Origin of the sequence: Histophilus somni (genome assembly GCF_014202395.1) — a bacterium.
GTDB lineage: Bacteria > Pseudomonadota > Gammaproteobacteria > Enterobacterales > Pasteurellaceae > Histophilus > Histophilus somni.
In genome coordinates this window covers 49,547-68,239 of the sequence record NZ_JACHGQ010000012.1, presented here as the reverse complement: position 1 = coordinate 68,239, position 18,693 = coordinate 49,547, and the positions used below count along the sequence as shown (strand labels likewise).

Sequence of the window (18,693 nt, the reverse complement as noted above, 5' to 3'; positions counted from 1 at the left end):
TGTAGGCTGTAGGCTGTAGGCTGTAGGCTGTAGGCTGTAGGCTGTAGGCTGTAGGCTGTAGGCTGTAGGCTGTAGGCTGTAGGCTGTAGGCTCATATTCTGCTTCTTATTCGATTAATGTTAATAGGGTTGATTTGAGCTATTTTCTCAAATGATTAAATCCAGTTTAGTTAAATGATTAAATCCAGTTTAGTTAAGTGTGCGATTATACTGATCTCGTTATAAATTTGCTACAAAATTGTCTAAATTTATCGCAAAAAAATAAAATTCTTCTCTTCTCTTTATCCTTTCTTTTCTTTTTCTTTTTCTTGTCTGGGTTACTTTGATATGAGTTTAGATTGATTTTTAAAACGCAGTACAACGAAAAGGCAAATTGAGCGTTTTCAAAAGCAATCTTGTTTTGCCTCTATCTAAAATAGTGTAGAATAAGAAAATGAGTTCAAAACGATATCAAGTAAAACGGAACCTTTTGATTTTTATTGAGTTAGGGTATTTGGTAGACGTAAAAACGATGTGAAGAATTGAGTAAAAGTACCCCAAAAAACGAACAAAGCAATTTGTTTAGCCAATGGATTTAAATAAAACGTATAGTTGAGAAATAACAATGACAACACAAAACTTCCTCGCCGAGATCGGCACAGAAGAGTTGCCACCAAAGGCACTCAAAAAATTAGCGACCGCATTTGCGGAGAATGTTGAGCAAGAGTTAAATCAAGCAGGGTTGGCTTTTGAGAAAGTGGAATGGTTTGCAGCCCCTCGCCGTTTGGCAGTAAAAGTGTTGGGGCTGGCAGAGGCTCAACCGAGCAAACACGTTGAAAAACGTGGGCCGGCAGTATCGGCGGCGTTTGATGCCGAAGGTAAGCCGACCAAAGCGGCGGAAGGCTGGGCGAGAGGCTGTGGCATTACCGTTGAGCAAGCCGAACGTCTTTCCACCGATAAAGGCGAATGGCTGGTGCATCGTGCAGTGATTGAAGGTCAGCCGACTAAAAACTTGCTTGTAGGCATTATTGATAAAGCCCTTTCAGGATTACCAATTCCAAAAACAATGCGTTGGGGCGATAAAACCGAGCAGTTTGTACGTCCGGTGCATACCGTAACGCTTTTATTCGGTGCAGATCTGATTGAAGGCGAAATTTTAGGCGTGGCGAGCGGGCGTACCGTTCGTGGACATCGTTTTTTAGGTGAGCGTGAATTTAGTCTTGATCACGCCGATCAATATCCGCAATTGCTCAAAGAACGTGGTTCTGTGGTAGCCGATTTCAATGAACGTAAAGCGTTGATCCTTGCAACATCTCGAGAAAAAGCGACCGCACTTGGCGGTGTGGCGGATATTGAAGAAGACTTGTTGGAAGAAGTAACGTCATTAGTTGAATATCCGAATGTACTGACCGCTAAATTTGAAGAACGTTTCCTTGCCGTCCCTGCGGAAGCCTTGGTTTATACGATGAAAGGCGACCAAAAATACTTTCCGATTTATGATAAAGACGGAAAATTATTACCGCACTTTATCTTCGTGTCCAATATTAATCCTGACGATCCGAGCAAAATTATTGAAGGTAACGAAAAAGTGGTTCGCCCACGCTTGACCGATGCGGAATTCTTCTTCAAAACCGACTTAAAACAGAAATTGGAAGATCGGTTGCCACGCCTTGAAACCGTATTATTCCAACAACAGCTTGGCACATTGCGTGATAAAACCGCTCGTATTGAAGCCTTAGCAGGCGAAATTGCAGCACAAATCGGGGCGGATCAAACGAAAGCGAAACGTGCCGGCTTGCTCTCAAAATGCGATTTGATGACCAATATGGTGTTTGAATTTACCGATACGCAAGGCGTAATGGGTATGCACTATGCTCGCCACGATGGCGAAGATGAAGACGTGGCGGTTGCGTTGAACGAACAATATATGCCACGTTTTGCCGGTGATACATTGCCGAATTCGTTAGTTGCTTGTTCTGTTGCATTGGCGGATAAAATTGATACGCTCACAGGGATTTTCGGTATTGGACAATCCCCGAAAGGCAGTGCCGACCCGTTTGCTTTACGTCGTGCCGCACTGGGTTGTCTGCGAATTATTGTGGAGAAAAACTTGCCGTTGGATTTAGCTGACATTGTGGCAAAAGCGACCGCACTTTTTGGCGACAAACTGACGAATAAAAATGTGGTTGATGAAGTAGTAGACTTTATGCTTGGCCGCTTCCGTGCATGGTATGAAAGTGAAGGCATTGCAGTAGACGTCATTCAATCTGTATTGGCTCGCCGTCCGACCAAACCTGCGGACTTCGATGCTCGTGTGCGTGCGGTTTCTCATTTCCGTACATTAGACAGTGCCGAAGCCTTAGCCGCCGCAAATAAACGTGTGAGCAACATTCTAGCGAAAGCCGATATTGCGATTGGTGAGATTGATTTAGGCGTTTGCGTAGAGTCGGCAGAAAAAACGTTGGCGGAAGCGGTTATTGCCTTAAAAGGCGAAGTGCAACCGTTAATTGCACAAGGCGACTACACGGCTGTATTGGATAAATTAGCGAATTTACGTCAGCCGATTGATGCGTTTTTTGACGGAGTAATGGTAAATGTGGAAGAACAAACGCTTCGCCAAAATCGCTTAGCGATTTTAAGCACGCTACAAAATCTCTTTTTACAAGTAGCAGACATTTCGGTGTTGCAATAAAAAATAAGGTAAGCTCGGAGAGCAAAGTCGACGAGAATATTTTGTGCCGTATTTCCACGTTTTAAAGTATGTGGGAATACGGCACGATCAGATCAGATGGAAATTATAAACTTTGTGTGAAAGTACGAGTAATTACATCACGTTGCTGTTCCGGTGTTAAAGAGTTAAAACGAACTGCGTAACCGGAAACACGAATGGTTAATTGTGGGTATTTTTCCGGATTATTTACTGCGTCTTCCAATGTTTCACGACGTAATACGTTCACATTTAAGTGTTGACCCCCTTCAACTTTAATTGTTGGTGCAACGTCAACCGGTAATTCACGATATTCGATTTGACCTAACTCGCTTACTGCCACGATTTGATCTTCAACGAATTCCGCTTTAGCCGCTAAGCAACGAGCTTCGCCTTTTTCACTGTCCAATAACCAAAACGAGTTTAATAAATTGTCATTTGCCGCTTGAGTAATTTGGATACCTTTAATCATAATATGCTCCTAATCATTATGTTTTTTCACGAATTGAACTGGTGCAAATTTTATCAAAAAATTTTATATTTTCAATTAATTTGATATAGAGCGGTTTAATTTTATCGTAAACAACTGCTATGGCATAGGGATTTCTGCTACTTTCTACATCAATTACAGCATTTAGTGTTTCAGGTGCAACATCGGCTGCACATTGAGCAAAAAGTGAAAGCAGTACTTGTTGTGTAATTCCCATAATATCTTCAAAATCAAATAGTTATTGACAAAAATGCAGCATTATATATAATGCTAATGCCCTTTTTTTAGGTGTAAAAAAAAGGGGTTACCGCCTGCTAAACCTTATAACTTTTTCTTGTAGGTAATGCCATTGATTGAAAGTGTAAAGCTATCTTTCCCAAGCTCACCAATAACAGAATCATTACCTAGCTCCAATAATTGATCCCCTTTTTTATAAACTACATATTTCCGTGAATCCATTGTTTCAGTACCAAAGTATGTTTTTACTTTAATTTTTGTTTCTACGGTAAAGTGTTTATCTGTATTAGTTTTATCAATATACAAAAGCTGTTTTTCTGCATTTTGATATGTACCAATAAACGCCGTATCATCATTGCAAGCAGTTAAGCCTAAACCAAGCAAAACTGGAATAACTAATTTAGCTAATTTCATCTTACTTACTCCTCTGTGTTTTCGTTACTATCTCTAAGAGCTAATGGACTTTTTGACGCTCCGTACTTCTCAACTAATGCGTCTATTGTTTCCGCATTTCCATAACGATCAATCAAAAAATGAATAACATCGCTTTTTTTTAAAAGCTGTCCGCATTTTGCTCCAGCTTGTAAAGCGATATATTCTACTATCTGTTTTCTTTTACCTGATAGCCTTACTGTTGTTACTGTCGTTGTCATTGTAAATAACACCTCTAAATGGCTAAAGCCATAATCTTATTGTACTTTAACTATAAATCAATTCAAAATATATTTTTGAATAAATATATTTTTTTATCAGACAGTGCCGTAAAACCACCTCCTTTAGGGTGTGGATATAAGGCACAAACGGCGAAGCCGTTTCAAACTTAATCTCTGTTTCTTTTTTCATAGACCAAGTGTAGAATAATAACAATCTTTGTATTCTAGTTTGAGCAATGTTAATACGCAAAGCCTTTAAATTTGAAATCAGACCGAATGGTGAACAAATCCGTAAAATCAAGCAGTTTTGCGGTTGTTCCCGTTTTGTGTTCAATAAAGCGTTAGCGTGGCAGAATGAACAATACGAACTGGATAACAATCACAAATTCCGCTATTACAAAATCGCTAATCTACTTCCGCAATGGAAAAAAGAGCTAATTTGGCTCAAAGAATGCCATTCTCAAGTGCTTCAACAGTCGTTAAAAGACCTTGAAAGTGCGTTCGAAAATTTCTTTCAGAAACATTCAAGTTTCCCAACATTCAAGAAAAAAGGTATAAAAGAGAGTTTTCGTTTTCCGCAAGGCTGCAAAATTCAGCCACAAAACGACCGCTTGTACCTGCCGAAAATCGGTTGGGTGCGTTATCGCAATAGTCGTGAAATTGTGGGCGAAGTGAAAAATGTCACTGTATCAATGAAGTGCGGTCGCTTTTTTGTGAGCATTCAAACGGAATTTGAACAGAAAATTCCCACGCATAAAGGCGGAGAAATAGGCATTGATATGGGCATTACACGTTTTGCCACGTTGTCTAACGGCGAATTTTTTGAGCCGTTGAACGCATTTAAAACCTACAAAGGTAAGTTAGCCAAACTGCAAAAACAGCTTAAAAACAAAGTGAAGTTCAGTAAAAACTGGCAAAAACTGAAAGCAAAAATCAGCCGGTTGCACCATAAAATCGCTAACTGCCGAAAAGATTTTCTACATAAAATCTCAACTCAAATCAGCAAAAACCACGCAATGATCTACGTTGAAGATTTGCAAGTTGCGAATATGTCCAAATCGGCAAAAGGCACAGTGGAAGCACACGGCAAAAATGTGAAGCAGAAATCAGGTTTAAACCGTTCAATACTGGATCAATCTTGGTTTGAATTTAGACGACAGCTAGACTATAAAACGCAATGGCTTGGCGGATTTTTAGTTGCCGTACCAGCACGAGATACCAGTCGTGCTTGCCCTTGTTGTGGACATACCGCAAAAGAAAATCGCCAAACACAGGCAAATTTTGAATGTGTAGAATGTGGCTATACAGAAAATGCGGATGTAGTGGGAGCAATGAATGTTCTCACACGTGGGCAAGCAATAGTCAAAGCATAATAAATATCAGGGTAGGACATACCCGAAGCGTCTATGAAGTGAATCTCAATAGAGATCAGCAGTAGAAACCCACCGAGAGTAGTCCACAGCTTGCTGTGGGAGCTGGTAGGAATCCCCTGCCTTTAGGCGGGGAGGATGTCAATGAAAAAATATATTGGATTGAAACGTAATCAAGGCGTTAAATTTAGCAAAATTTAAAAATAACCTATACGTATTAAGCAAATCCAAACTAGGCATTTTATTATTCTTTCTTTATAATTGCCGCTTAAGATTGGCATATCAATATGAGGAAAATCATGAATACGTGGAAAGAGGCAATTGGGCAAGAAAAACAACAACCTTATTTCCAGCATATTTTACAGCAAGTTCAACAAGCCAGACAAAGCGGTAGAACAATTTATCCACCTCAAGAAGAAGTATTTAGTGCCTTTAGATTGACGGAGTTTGATCAGGTTAGGGTCGTCATTCTAGGTCAAGATCCTTACCATGGTGTCAATCAAGCACATGGGTTGGCATTTTCAGTCAAACCCGGCATAGCACCGCCTCCTTCATTGGTAAATATTTATAAAGAACTCTCAACAGATATTATGGGGTTTCAAACTCCTTCACATGGCTATTTGGTCGGTTGGGCAAAGCAAGGCGTATTATTGCTCAATACGGTGTTGACCGTTGAACAGGGATTAGCACATTCACATGCGAATTTTGGTTGGGAAACGTTTACGGATCGTGTTATTCATGTTTTAAATGAACAACGTGATCATCTTGTTTTTTTGCTTTGGGGTAGTCATGCTCAGAAAAAAGGTCAATTTATTGACCGCACTAAGCATTGTGTTTTAACCTCGCCACACCCTTCGCCATTGTCGGCACATAGAGGATTTTTCGGTTGTAGGCATTTTTCCAAAACCAATCAGTATTTACGACATCACAATTTAACTGAAATTAATTGGCAATTGCCAATGACGATATAAATTTGAGGAAAGAACATGTTAGCTATTATTTCTCCAGCCAAAACGTTAGATTGGGAAAGTGCGGTACCGAATTTTGCTTTTTCTCAACCGCACTTAACTGCATATAGCGAAAAATTGATAAAAATTTGTCGTCAACTTTCACCGGCACAAATAAGTTCGTTAATGTCGATTAGCGATAAACTTGCCGGTTTAAATGCTGCACGTTTTGAACAATGGCAAATAGAGCATAATGAACAAAATTCTCGTGCGGCAATTTATGCTTTTAAAGGTGATGTTTACACCGGCTTGGAGGTTGAAACATTAAGTCGGGACGATATTCAATTTGCACAACAGCATTTGCGTGTATTATCCGGATTATATGGAGTGTTACGACCGCTTGATTTAATGCAACCTTATCGTTTAGAAATGGGAACAAAATTGGCAAATGAAAAAGGCAAGGATTTATATGCTTTTTGGGGAAATATCATCACCGACGCATTACAACAGGCAATTGAACAGCAGGGTGATAGAATTCTCGTTAATTTGGCTTCAGATGAGTATTATAAATCCATTAAAGAAAATCAATTAGAGGTGAAAATTATCAAGCCGGTTTTCCTTGATAACAAAGGAGGAAAATATAAAGTCATCAGTTTTTATGCTAAAAAAGCAAGAGGGTTGATGTGTCGCTATATTATTCAACATCGAGTCACTGACATTGAACAATTAAAAGAGTTTGATTTAGGGGGGTATCAGTTTAATCCATCCTCTTCAACACAAACGGAATTTGTATTTAAGCGAGATTTAATTAAATGAACAAAATCTTAGCTATGTTGACCGCACTTTTATTGTCAGCCTGTGTATCACACTCTCGAGTAAACGTACCGGAATATATTAAGCATCATGAAAAAAGTTATTATCTTGTCAGTGCGGTAGATTTGGAAACTGTGGCTCGTTACTTTTATTTACCGAAAGAACACACTGTTGAAAACTGGCAAAGTGCGGTTGAATTATTACACGATCGTAATCATGAAAAACGTAGTTTGTCGGATCGTATAACATTGAGACGACATGTTTATCAGAATAACGGTGTGAAGCAATTTAATCTTTATTTGAAAGATAATGAGCTTTACAGCTTTGTGATTTATGAACCGACAGAAAAAAATCCAACTTGGCAAGTAGATATTGCAAAAGGTAAAGAGGTTCCTTTTTGTGGTTTTATTCAATATCAATATTCTTTTAAGTTAATGAAAGCTCCCACATCAGCAATGAGTAAACGTAAAATTGAACGCTATTTAAAAAAATATATTGTGGATAAAGAAATCGCACAGCTCGAACAATATAAAATAGTCGGTTGTTATCAATGAGGGCAATTGTATAAATGGAACGTATTTATTCCCAACAAGTGAAAAAAGCAGCCAATTTAGCTATTTTTACCGCTTTATTATTAATTTTAGTGAAAAGTTTCGCTTGGTGGCAAACGAGTTCTGTCAGTATGTTAGCGTCTATCACTGACTCAATGTTGGATTTATTGGTGTCTTTGATGAATATGCTGATTTTGCGTTTTGCACTGATGCCGGCGGATCATAATCATTCTTTTGGTCATGGTAAGGCTGAGGCTCTTGCTGGTTTGGGGCAAAGTGCATTTATTTCCGGATCGGCGGTATTTATTCTTCTGCAAGGTATTCATCGCTTAAATACACCACAACCCTTGATGAATTTTCAGATTGGTGTTTTTGTAACCTTATTTTCGATTTTAGCTACTGCATTGTTAGTGATATATCAAAGCAAAGTGATTAAACAAACAGGCAGTCCGGCAATTAAAGCGGATAAACTTCATTATCAAACGGATTTATTGATGAATTTTACTATTTTAATTTCATTATCGTTGAGCCAATTAGGTTACCAACAAGCCGATGCGATTTTTGCTCTTTTAATTGCTTTTTATATATTGATTAATGCAGGTAAAATCTTGTTTGATAATCTCCAGTTGCTTTTAGATGTTGCCTTACCGGATGAAGAAATTAAAAGCATAGAACAAATTATTTTAGCAGATAAACGTATTTTGGGTTTTCATGATCTTAAAACTAGACGTTCAGGTGCGGTTCGTTTTATCCAATTTCATTTAGAATTAGATGATCATATGTCTTTTGTTCAAGCTCATCAAATTACGGAAGATATAGAAAATCAATTGAGACAGCGATTTTCTGACACTGATATTGCGATTCATCAAGAGCCAACCAGCGTTGTTCAAGTTGAGCTGAAAAGTTTAAACTAGATCAAATTGTGTTGCAATTCACAAAAATTTTTATAGAGCGACGGCAAGGAATAGTGTAACCTTGGCACTGTTTTTTTGAAGATTAATTTTAACAATACATTAGGTAAGTAATATGATAAAAAAAATTGCAGTTTTAACAAGTGGCGGTGATGCACCGGGGATGAATGCTGCGATACGTGGTGTTGTTCGTTCGGCTTTATCCGAGGGCTTGGAAGTTTATGGGATTTATGAAGGTTATTACGGTTTATATCACAACAAGATCCAACAATTAACTCGCTATAGCGTATCGGATATTATCAACAGGGGCGGTACATTCCTTGGCTCAGCTCGTTTCCCTGAGTTTAAAGATCCTGCCGTACGTGAAAAATGCGTGGAAATTTTACGTTCACATGGTATTGATGCACTTGTCGTCATCGGGGGAGATGGTTCTTATATGGGAGCAAAATTACTCACTGAAGAACATGATTTCCCTTGTGTCGGTATTCCCGGAACAATTGATAATGATGTTGCTGGCACTGATTATACTATCGGTTATCAAACCGCACTTGAAACCGCAGTTGAGGCAATTGACCGTTTACGTGATACCTCAAGTTCACACAAGCGTATTTCTATCGTGGAAATTATGGGCAGACATTGTAGCGATTTGACGATCTCGGCGGCTATTGCAGGTGGTTGTGAATATATTGTTGCTTCTGAAATTGAATTTAATCGTGAAGAATTAATTAAGCAAATTGAGCGTGCCATTATTAAGGGTAAGCGTCATGCAATTATTGCCATCACGGAATTATTATGTGATGTGAATGAGCTGGCTCGAGAAATTGAAGCCCGTGTAAAACACGAAACTCGAGCAACTATTTTAGGCCATATTCAACGTGGCGGTACGCCTTGTGCTTTTGACCGCATTTTAGGTTCTCGTATGGGGGTTTACGCTGTAGATCTTTTATTACAGGGCAAAGGTGGTTATTGTGTCGGTATCCAAAACGAACAATTGGTGCATCATGATATTATTGATGCAATTAATAATATGCGTCGTGAATTTAAAGCCGATTGGTTAGCTATGTCTAAACGGTTAGATTGATTCATTTTATACAAAATCGCCGATCATTCGGCGATTTTTATCACTTCTGAATAACTTTCTCATTCTGAATTTTTTGCTATTAAATAACTATTTTTTGTTCTTATCCATTCGTTTGAAAGGTGATTTTCATCATTCTGTGTTGTTACCTCTAAGTGCGGTGATTATCATTACAGGGTTTGAAAAATGAGTTATTTTTTTGCTTTTGTGTGAGGAATACCAAATAAATCGCAAAATTAGTTTTAAATAAATTAGACTTAGATCAATATTTTGTTTAGACTTGTCACAATTTTTTGACAAATGGAGAATGAAATGTCGTTCAATAATTCAGATCAAGATCCTTGGGGTAAGCCGGGTAGCACGGGGAAAAAACCGGAAAATAATCAATCCCATAATGAAGATAAACAGTCAAATTGGGAGCAGCCGAATAACCAACAAAAGAATACTCAACAATCACCGCCGGATATTGAAGAGATCTTTAATAATTTGCTGAAAAAAATCAGTGGTAAATCCGGTAATGTCGGAAAAAACGGCAAGCCAAATGCTCCGGTGGGGTTAGGTAAATTGTTACCGTTAGGTGTATTGATTGGTGCGGTGATTTGGGGATTAAGCGGGTTTTATACCATAAAAGAAGCGGAGCGTGGTGTAGTTCTTCGTTTTGGACAATTACATTCAATCGTTCAGCCGGGCTTAAATTGGAAACCAACGTTTATTGATAGCGTAACAGCGGTGAATGTTGAGCGGGTTCGTGAGTTAAGAACACAGGGTTCAATGTTAACGCAAGATGAAAATATGGTTAAGGTTGAGATGACGGTGCAATATCGTGTTCAAGATCCGGCGAAATATTTGTTTAGTGTAACGAGAGCGGATGACAGTTTAAATCAAGCGACAGATAGTGCATTACGTTATGTAATTGGTCATATGACGATGGATGATATTTTAACTACCGGACGTTCAGTTGTACGTGAAAATACTTGGAAAACTTTAAATGATATCATTGCTGTTTATGATATGGGCTTAGAAGTGATTGATGTGAACTTCCAGTCTGCTCGCCCTCCGGAGGAAGTGAAAGCGGCTTTCGATGATGCAATTAAGGCTCAAGAAGATGAGCAACGCTATATTCGTGAGGCAGAAGCTTATGCTCGTGAGCAAGAGCCACGGGCTCGTGGAAATGCACAACGTATTATTGAGCAGGCGACAGCATATAAAGAACAAGTTGTGTTGGATGCACAAGGTGAAGTAGAGCGTTTCCAACGTTTATTACCTGAGTTTAAAGCATCGCCGGAATTATTACGTGAACGTTTGTATATTCAAACTATGGAAAAAGTCATGGCGAATACACCGAAAGTCATGTTAGATACACAGAGTGGAAATAATTTAACCGTATTGCCGTTAGAGCAGATCTTGAATAGTAAAACGTTAGCAGAGAAAAGCAATACGCTCGTTAAAACTGATCAATCAAGTGAAAAAAAGGTTCCTGAAAGAGCGGTAACAAATCCGGAAATTTCGCAACCGAACAGTCTTTATCAAGTTATAGAAGGTCGTCAAGGGAGATTTAATTAATGCGTAAATTCTTAACTCCTATTCTTATCGTATTGGTCGCACTGATTTATTCAAGTGTTGTGATTATTGATGAAGGAACTCGTGGCATTATGCTACGGTTTAGTAAAGTACATCGTGATGCAGATAATAAAGTGGTTGTTTATAGCCCTGGCTTGCATTTTAAAATCCCATTTATTGATCACGTCAAAATCCTTGATGCTCGCATTAGAACTTTAGACGGTCAACCTGATCGTTTTGTGACTGTAGAGAAAAAGGATCTATTAGTTGATTCTTATGTTAAATGGAGAATTAGTGATTTCGGTCGCTTTTATACAGCCACTAGTGGCGGAGATTATGTACAAGCCTCGAATCTTTTACGCCGTAAAGTAAATGATCGTTTGCGTTCTGAAATTGGCTCCAGAACTATTAAAGACATTGTATCCGGTACTCGTGGTGAATTAATGGAAGATGCGAAGAAAGCATTGAATACAGGACAAGATAGTACTGCTGAATTGGGTATTGAAGTCGTAGATGTTCGTGTAAAACAGATCAATTTACCTGATGAAGTATCTTCTTCAATTTATCAACGTATGCGTGCTGAACGTGATGCAGTGGCTCGTGAACATCGTTCACAAGGTAAAGAAAAAGCCGCATTTATTCAAGCTGATGTTGATCGTAAAGTTGTGGTTATTTTGGCAACAGCAAGTAAAAAGGCACAAGAGTTGCGAGGTGAAGGCGATGCAACAGCAGCAAAATTATATTCAGATGCGTTTGCTCAAGAACCGGAGTTTTTCAGTTTTATGCGTAGTATGAAAGCCTATGAAAACAGCTTTGAAGGTTCGAATAATATGATGATTTTAAAACCGGGTAGTGATTTCTTCCGTTTTATGGATCACCCTAAAAAGTAAAATCCTTATAAAAACACACCGCACTTGAAAATGATCTGCACACTAAAAGTTGGAGTAAATAAACAACTGATTAAGGTGCAGATTTTTATTTCTAAAGATACATCACTCTTCGTACAACAGGTGCTTGAATTTTCTTCGAAATAAGCAAAAGAAAGTGCCGGAATGTTTTGTAGCATTTTAGATAGAATGATGTTGATTGTTTTAGCAGGTTGGGTTTCGCTTGAACTTTAACAAAAAGCCCCCATATCCTGTGCATTCAGTCTATTTTTAAGAAAGAGAGTAAATTATATGAACGCAAAACGAACTAAGCTAGAGCATCTTCCGGTTCTACCATTGCGTGATGTGGTAGTTTTTCCTTATATGGTCATGCCATTGTTTGTTGGTCGTCCCAAGTCTATTCGTAGTTTAGAGGAGGCGATGGAAAATAATAAGCAATTATTATTGGTTTCACAAAGAAAACCTGACATTGAAGAACCTAAGATCGCTGATCTTTATAAGATTGGTACATTAGTCAATATTATTCAATTGTTAAAATTGCCGGATGGTACTGTAAAAGTTCTTGTTGAAGGACAACAAAGAACTAAACTTATTGATTTGCAAGATAATGGGGAATTCTTTTTAGCGTCTCACGAATTAATTGAAACACAATGGAGTGATGAGAAAGAATTAAGTGTATTGAAGAAAATTACTTTATCCGAATTTGAAAAATATGCGAATTTAAATAAAAAAATTCCCGCAGATATTATTTCTGCATTGCGACGTATTAATGATATAGAGAGATTAAGTGACACGGTTGCAGCTCATCTTCCGGTATCTATTAATGAAAAGCAAAATATCCTAGAAATAGGAGATTTGTCGGCACGGTTTGAATATTTATTAGGATTAATGGTAAGCGAAGCCGATATATTGCAAGTTGAACAACGTGTGCGTGGCAGAGTTAAAAAACAGATAGAAAAAAATCAACGTGATTACTATCTGAATGAACAAATTAAGGCATTACAAAAAGAGCTGAATGATGATGAAAACACAGTTGATGAAGTTGAGCAATTACGCAAGAAAATAGAAGAGGCTAAGATGCCGATAGAGGCTCGTGAAAAAGTGTTTGCCGAATTGCAAAAATTAAAGATGATGTCGCCAATGTCTTCCGAAGCAACGGTTTTGCGTAGTTATATTGACTGGATGGTTCAAGTTCCTTGGCATAAGCGAACTAAAGTTAAAAAAGATCTTGCCAAAGCACAGGAAACCTTAGATGCGGATCACTATGGCTTAGAACGTGTTAAAGAGCGTATATTGGAGTATTTAGCGGTACAAAGTCGCTTAAATCAATTAAAAGGCCCTATTTTATGTTTAGTTGGCCCTCCGGGTGTGGGAAAAACATCGCTAGGGCATTCTATTGCCAATGCAACGGGGCGTAAATATGTACGTATGGCATTAGGCGGTGTGCGAGATGAAGCAGAGATTCGTGGACATCGTAAAACGTATATAGGTTCTTTACCCGGCAAATTAATTCAAAAAATGGCAAAAGTGGGGGTAAAAAATCCGCTGTTTTTACTTGATGAAATTGACAAAATGGCAATGGATTATCGAGGTGATCCAGCATCTGCATTATTGGAAGTGCTAGATCCTGAACAAAATTCACATTTTAATGATCATTATCTTGAAGTCGATTATGATTTATCTGATGTAATGTTTGTTGCTACGTCCAACTCAATGAATATTCCAGCACCTTTACTGGATCGTATGGAAGTCATTCGTCTCTCCGGTTATACGGAAGATGAAAAACTCAATATTGCGACACGTCACTTATTGAATAAACAAATTGAGCGTAACGGATTGAAGACTGATGAGTTGGTTATCAATGAAGAGGCTATTTTAGATATTATTCGCTATTATACTCGAGAAGCCGGTGTTCGTTCTTTAGAGAGAGAGATTTCTAAAATTTGCCGCAAAGCAGTGAAAAATCTGCTATTAGATAAAAGTTTGAAATCTATTCAAGTGAATTCTAACAATTTGCAAGAGTATCTTGGGGTTAGACGCTTTGAATTTGGTCGAGCAGATACACAAAACCGCATTGGTGAAGTGACAGGATTAGCTTGGACCGAAGTTGGCGGTGATTTATTAACAATAGAAACGGCATCTGTAATCGGTAAAGGTAAATTGATTTATACCGGTTCTTTGGGCGATGTGATGAAAGAAAGTATTCAAGCTGCGATGACTGTTGTAAGAACTCGAGCTGAAAAGTTAGGTATTGCTAATGACTTTCATGAAAAACGTGATATTCACATTCATGTACCGGACGGTGCGACTCCGAAAGATGGACCAAGTGCGGGTATTGCTATGTGTACAGCATTGGTTTCTTGTTTAACCGGTAATCCGGTAAAATCTGAAGTGGCAATGACGGGGGAAATTAGTTTACGTGGCAAAGTATTACCGATTGGTGGGTTGAAGGAAAAATTATTAGCAGCTCATCGAGGTGGTATTAAAACGGTGATTATACCCAAAGAAAATGTCAAAGATTTGGAAGAAATCCCTGAAAATGTGAAAAATAATTTAACTATTCATGCGGTTGACACTATTGATGAAGTCTTAACAATTGCACTAGAAAATCCACCGGAAGGAGTTGATTTTGTGAAGCTTTCTCCAATTCATAAAATTAAATCTTCTCGTAAGCGTTCTTCTCGAACAAAAAGTTTGAATTAAAATTCTACTGGAGTGTAGAAGGTCAAAACTAATTTAATGATTTCTTATTTAGGTTTGATCTTCTACGGTTGAGTTTCTTCACTTTATATCAAATCCAAGAGCTAAAAATGGACACAATTATTGCTTAACCTCATTTCGGTTACGGTTTAAAATAGCCTGTTATTTAGGAAAATAGAAATGAACAGACGAGATAAACTCTTACAAGAAATGGGTATTTCACAGTGGAAATTACGCCATCCCGAGATTTTAAAAGGGTTGGTAAATGTCTCTGTGGCAAAAAATATTCGTTTGATTATGATTTCTGAACAGCCGGTTTTAAAAGAACAACCGTTTTTACAAGATATTTTTCGTAGTCTTGAGCTAATGAAAGAAGATTGTTTATGTATTGACTTTGATTTTTTGCCTTATCTTCAAGTCGAACATGAAGTGATTTATTGGTTACTCACAAACGATCAACAGAAAATAGACCGCACTTTAAGCGATAAGCAATATATGCCTTGTTGGAAAAGTAATGAACTTGAGAGATTAAAGCAAAGTCCTCAGGAAAAACGTCAGTTTTGGCAGCAAATTCAGGAAATATAGAAAATGATTTCATATATTGATGAACAAGATTTTGCCGAATTATTTGCGATCGAACAAAAAGCACATATTGTTCCTTGGTCATTAGGCACATTAAAAAATAATCAAGGCGAACATTATCTTAATTTAAAGAAAGTGGTTAATGGAAAAATTGTTGCGTTTGCCATTTGTTATCTTGTGTTAGATGAGGCAACGTTGTTTAATATTGCCGTCGATCCTGATTATCAAGGATTGGGGTTAGGAAAAGAATTACTGAAAGAATTAATTCAACAATTATTAGAACGTAATATACAAACCTTATGGCTTGAGGTGAGAGAAACGAACATTAAGGCAAGACAGCTATATCACAATTTGGGATTTAATGAGGTGGATATTCGTAAAAATTATTATCCTTTACCTGACGGAAAACGGGAAAGTGCGGTGGTAATGGCATTTTATCTAATCGTGCCGTAAAACCACGTCCTTTAGGGCGTAGATATAAGGCACAAATATGATATACTTCTTACTGCTAACAGAGGTCGCTTTAGACTCTCAATGACGGCATAATCAGGGCAGGACGTGCCCGTAGCGTCTGTGAAGTGAATCGCATTGGCGGTCAGCAGCAGAAACCCACCGAGAGTAGCCCATTGCTTGCAATGGGAGCTGGTAGGAATCTCCTTGCTTTAGCTAGGGGAGGACGTCAATTCGGTATGATGTAGCGTTTTTGTAAAGATTTAACCGATTGAAAATATTAAAATCCCTACTGAATTGAAATGTTATTCAATAGGGATTGTTTATTATGGTAGAAAGTTTAGCTTAAAGATTTATTCTGTTTTGTGTTGTTTAGAATTTAAATCCAAGCGTTAAACGTATAGCATCGTTGTTGTAAGGGTGCCATGAATAGCTTCCGTCGCTTTTATAATTAACTTTTGCATGAGTATGATAATATCCAATATCTGCTAAGAAAAACTTATATTCAAATCCAATGCCTAAACCTAAATATAGACCGTTTTGAGCTTTAAAATTTTGAAATCTACTGCTAAGGCTATCTAGCTCAAGTTTACCACTTACATCTGTATAGTAATTATATTTTGTGTTATCAATTTTGTTGATTGAATAACCTATATCCCCTTTTAGATAAAATTTGCTGTTTGCATTTAACGCATAATTTTGTTTCAACGTGAAATAAATTGGTAGGGAGGAATAACGATTTATTCTATAGTTTTCCACTGCATTGTTATCACCAAAACCAATATTACCTTGGTTTGAGATCTTCCAAGTAGCAGAATGATCAAAGCCTTTGCGTTTAATATAGCCTAGTCCGAGACCGATTTCTGTTTGTGGTAAAATATTGTAGGTGGTTTCAAGAAAGATACTTGGTGAGAAGGTGTTTTGTCTTGAACTTGCAGGAACATTTGCCTCTTTATTGATGTTCGGCAATATTATTTTCATCGTTTCAAAACGAGACGTTAAATCAATCCCCGCCTTGCCATAAAAATTAAAATTACCCCCCCCCGCATGGGCAAAGGCTGGAAGCGTAAATAATAACGCTAACGACAGTTTGTATTTCATAAAAAGTCCTTATTTTGTAAAAAGATAAGCGTAGATTGTACGCATGACATTAGGTGACGAATTATACAATACAAACCTTCAGAAAAAAATAAAATTTATTTTGCCCTTCAAAACAACCGCACTTAACCTAGAAATCGGTTAAAAAATAGGGTCGTTTGCAGACCCTAATGTTTAGTAAGAAGACTATAGCAATCCGGCATTTTTTAATGCTTCAATAACTTTCGGTTGCGATTGTTCGCTTAAAGTTGTCAGCGGCAAACGTAATATCGGATCAGGGACTAATCCTAATTTATAAGCTGCCCATTTTACCGGAATAGGATTTGATTCGATGAATAAATCTTTATGTAAAGCTCTTAATTTATCATTAATGATTTCTGCTTCATCAAATTTTCCGGCTAATGCCAATTCACACATTTTTGCCATATCAGCGGCGGCAATATTATTTGTGACGGAAATGACTCCTTGACCGCCAAGTTTCATACTTTCAAGCCCTGTTGCGTCATCGCCGCTGAGGAAAATGAAATCTTCCCCCGCCATCTGTTTAATTTTCGCTACACGACTGACATCACCTGTTGCTTCTTTAATTCCAACAATATTTGCAATTTGAGCTAAACGACCAACGGTTTCAGGCAATAAATCACTACCTGTACGGCTAGGAACATTGTAAAGAATTTGCGGAATATCCGTACATTCTGCAATGGCTTTAAAATGTTGATACATACCTTCTTGAGTTGGTTTATTGTAGTAAGGTACAACGGATAAACAACCTGCAACACCACTATCATTTAACAGCTTGGTCATCGTAATCGCTTCGCTGGTTGCATTTGCTCCGGTACCTGCAATAACAGGTATTCTTCCATCGGCAAACTCAAGAGTTTTTAAAATTGTTTTTACATTTTCAGCGATGCTTAATGTGGCGGATTCTCCGGTTGTACCGACAGAAACGATACCGTGAGATCCTGAAGTAATATGGTATTCAACCAGTTTTTTTAATGCGTTAAAATCAACTTCCCCATGATCATCCATTGGCGTAATAAGTGCGGTGATACTGCCGTAGAATAAAGGTCTGTGTGTGGTCATAAAAATCTCCTTATTATGTTTGCATATTAGCTTGAAAAAGTCCGTTTAGGATCGTTAAAATGGCAACACTTTGCAAGTATTTTTTTATATTTTTTAAAAGGTAATATTTTATGAAAACATTAAAAGCCGGCGATTTTGCACCGCACTTCAGTCTATTAAATCAAAATAATGAACAGGTGAGTCTTGAGAATTTTCACGGGAAAAAAGTATTGGTCTATTTTTATCCAAAAGCGTTGACGCCTGGTTGTACAACGCAAGCCTGTGGGTTGCGTGATAGCAAAGCGGAGCTAGAAAATAAAGGGGTTGTTATCTTAGGAATTAGTCCGGATTCGCCGAAAAAATTAGCCAATTTTATAGAAAAGAAAGCATTGAATTTTGATCTTCTTTCAGATGAGCAACATATTGTGGCAGAACAATTCGGTGTTTGGGGAGAAAAAAAGTTTATGGGAAGAACCTTTGATGGTATTCATCGCATTAGTTTTTTAATTGATGAACAGGGAAAAATTGAAAAAGTTTTTGATAAATTTAAAACTACGGATCATCATCAAATTGTCTTGGATTATTTAAATTCATTGGAACAACGTTAAGATATTTTTAT

The 18,693-nt window shown here is 37.7% G+C and carries 19 protein-coding genes; 13 read left to right on the top strand and 6 right to left on the bottom strand.

Features of this window, described 5'->3' with window-relative positions; genetic code table 11:
- The first annotated feature begins 603 nt into the window (after positions 1–603).
- The gene (gene glyS / locus HNR69_RS08275; RefSeq protein WP_075293965.1) at positions 604–2,670 is read left to right on the top strand and encodes a glycine--tRNA ligase subunit beta; all 2,067 of its coding nucleotides are present in this window, start codon (positions 604–606) and stop codon (positions 2,668–2,670) included.
- A gap of 103 nt (positions 2,671–2,773) precedes the next feature.
- Here the strand turns inward: glyS and grcA are convergent, their stop codons facing one another.
- The 4 genes from grcA to HNR69_RS08255 all read right to left on the bottom strand — a co-directional run bounded on the left by grcA (position 2,774) and on the right by HNR69_RS08255 (position 4,065).
- Positions 2,774–3,157, bottom strand: a complete 384-nt coding sequence (gene grcA, locus HNR69_RS08270; protein ID WP_011608637.1) for an autonomous glycyl radical cofactor GrcA — start codon at positions 3,155–3,157, stop codon at positions 2,774–2,776.
- Between the two features lie 16 nt (positions 3,158–3,173).
- Entirely contained in the window at positions 3,174–3,392 is a 219-nt protein-coding gene (locus HNR69_RS08265) for a lysozyme family protein (RefSeq protein ID WP_075293966.1), read from the bottom strand.
- 104 nt (positions 3,393–3,496) lie between these two features.
- Positions 3,497–3,826 (bottom strand): hypothetical protein, encoded by a 330-nt coding sequence (locus tag HNR69_RS08260; RefSeq protein ID WP_075293967.1) that lies wholly within the window; start codon positions 3,824–3,826, stop codon positions 3,497–3,499.
- A gap of 5 nt (positions 3,827–3,831) precedes the next feature.
- A complete protein-coding gene (locus HNR69_RS08255; protein ID WP_075293968.1) occupies positions 3,832–4,065 on the bottom strand; it encodes a hypothetical protein in 234 nt (77 codons plus the stop codon).
- A gap of 236 nt (positions 4,066–4,301) precedes the next feature.
- Here HNR69_RS08255 and HNR69_RS08250 point away from each other — a divergent pair, with 236 nt between their 5' ends.
- From HNR69_RS08250 to rimI, 11 genes are all read left to right on the top strand, one after another.
- Positions 4,302–5,438 carry an RNA-guided endonuclease InsQ/TnpB family protein gene (locus tag HNR69_RS08250; RefSeq protein WP_075319838.1) on the top strand — a complete coding sequence of 379 codons (1,137 nt, stop codon included), beginning with the start codon at positions 4,302–4,304 and terminating at the stop codon, positions 5,436–5,438.
- A gap of 296 nt (positions 5,439–5,734) precedes the next feature.
- Entirely contained in the window at positions 5,735–6,406 is a 672-nt protein-coding gene (gene ung / locus HNR69_RS08245; RefSeq protein ID WP_011608638.1) for a uracil-DNA glycosylase, read from the top strand.
- 15 nt (positions 6,407–6,421) lie between these two features.
- On the top strand, positions 6,422–7,198 hold the full coding sequence (gene yaaA / locus HNR69_RS08240; protein WP_075294247.1) for a peroxide stress protein YaaA: 777 nt from the start codon (positions 6,422–6,424) through the stop codon (positions 7,196–7,198).
- Positions 7,195–7,749, top strand: coding sequence for an HI_0983 family protein (locus HNR69_RS08235; protein ID WP_075294246.1), 555 nt, complete (start codon positions 7,195–7,197; stop codon positions 7,747–7,749). Before yaaA ends, HNR69_RS08235 begins: the two co-directional genes overlap by 4 nt.
- Positions 7,750–7,763: 14 nt before the next feature.
- Positions 7,764–8,660 carry a cation diffusion facilitator family transporter gene (locus HNR69_RS08230; RefSeq protein WP_075294245.1) on the top strand — a complete coding sequence of 299 codons (897 nt, stop codon included), beginning with the start codon at positions 7,764–7,766 and terminating at the stop codon, positions 8,658–8,660.
- Between the two features lie 112 nt (positions 8,661–8,772).
- Complete coding sequence (pfkA, locus tag HNR69_RS08225; protein ID WP_011608642.1) at positions 8,773–9,738, top strand: 6-phosphofructokinase; 966 nt, start codon at positions 8,773–8,775, stop codon at positions 9,736–9,738.
- Between the two features lie 309 nt (positions 9,739–10,047).
- Entirely contained in the window at positions 10,048–11,298 is a 1,251-nt protein-coding gene (gene hflK, locus HNR69_RS08220; protein WP_075294244.1) for an FtsH protease activity modulator HflK, read from the top strand.
- The gene (hflC, locus tag HNR69_RS08215; RefSeq protein ID WP_012340890.1) at positions 11,298–12,185 is read left to right on the top strand and encodes a protease modulator HflC; all 888 of its coding nucleotides are present in this window, start codon (positions 11,298–11,300) and stop codon (positions 12,183–12,185) included. The genes hflK and hflC overlap by 1 nt, the downstream gene beginning before the upstream one ends.
- 288 nt (positions 12,186–12,473) lie before the next feature.
- Positions 12,474–14,885, top strand: coding sequence for an endopeptidase La (gene lon, locus HNR69_RS08210; protein ID WP_011608646.1), 2,412 nt, complete (start codon positions 12,474–12,476; stop codon positions 14,883–14,885).
- 177 nt (positions 14,886–15,062) lie between these two features.
- On the top strand, positions 15,063–15,467 hold the full coding sequence (locus tag HNR69_RS08205) for a DNA polymerase III subunit psi (protein ID WP_012340888.1): 405 nt from the start codon (positions 15,063–15,065) through the stop codon (positions 15,465–15,467).
- Positions 15,468–15,470: 3 nt separating this feature from the next.
- Positions 15,471–15,917 carry a ribosomal protein S18-alanine N-acetyltransferase gene (gene rimI, locus HNR69_RS08200; protein WP_075294243.1) on the top strand — a complete coding sequence of 149 codons (447 nt, stop codon included), beginning with the start codon at positions 15,471–15,473 and terminating at the stop codon, positions 15,915–15,917.
- Positions 15,918–16,286: 369 nt separating this feature from the next.
- Here the strand turns inward: rimI and HNR69_RS08195 are convergent, their stop codons facing one another.
- On the bottom strand, positions 16,287–17,015 hold the full coding sequence (locus tag HNR69_RS08195; protein WP_087449182.1) for a hypothetical protein: 729 nt from the start codon (positions 17,013–17,015) through the stop codon (positions 16,287–16,289).
- 183 nt (positions 17,016–17,198) lie between these two features.
- Positions 17,199–18,095 carry a 4-hydroxy-tetrahydrodipicolinate synthase gene (dapA, locus tag HNR69_RS08190; RefSeq protein ID WP_075294242.1) on the bottom strand — a complete coding sequence of 299 codons (897 nt, stop codon included), beginning with the start codon at positions 18,093–18,095 and terminating at the stop codon, positions 17,199–17,201.
- A gap of 110 nt (positions 18,096–18,205) precedes the next feature.
- On the opposite strand from dapA, the gene bcp reads away from it, so the two are divergent.
- Complete coding sequence (gene bcp / locus HNR69_RS08185) at positions 18,206–18,682, top strand: thioredoxin-dependent thiol peroxidase (protein ID WP_075294241.1); 477 nt, start codon at positions 18,206–18,208, stop codon at positions 18,680–18,682.
- Positions 18,683–18,693: the final 11 nt, after the last annotated feature.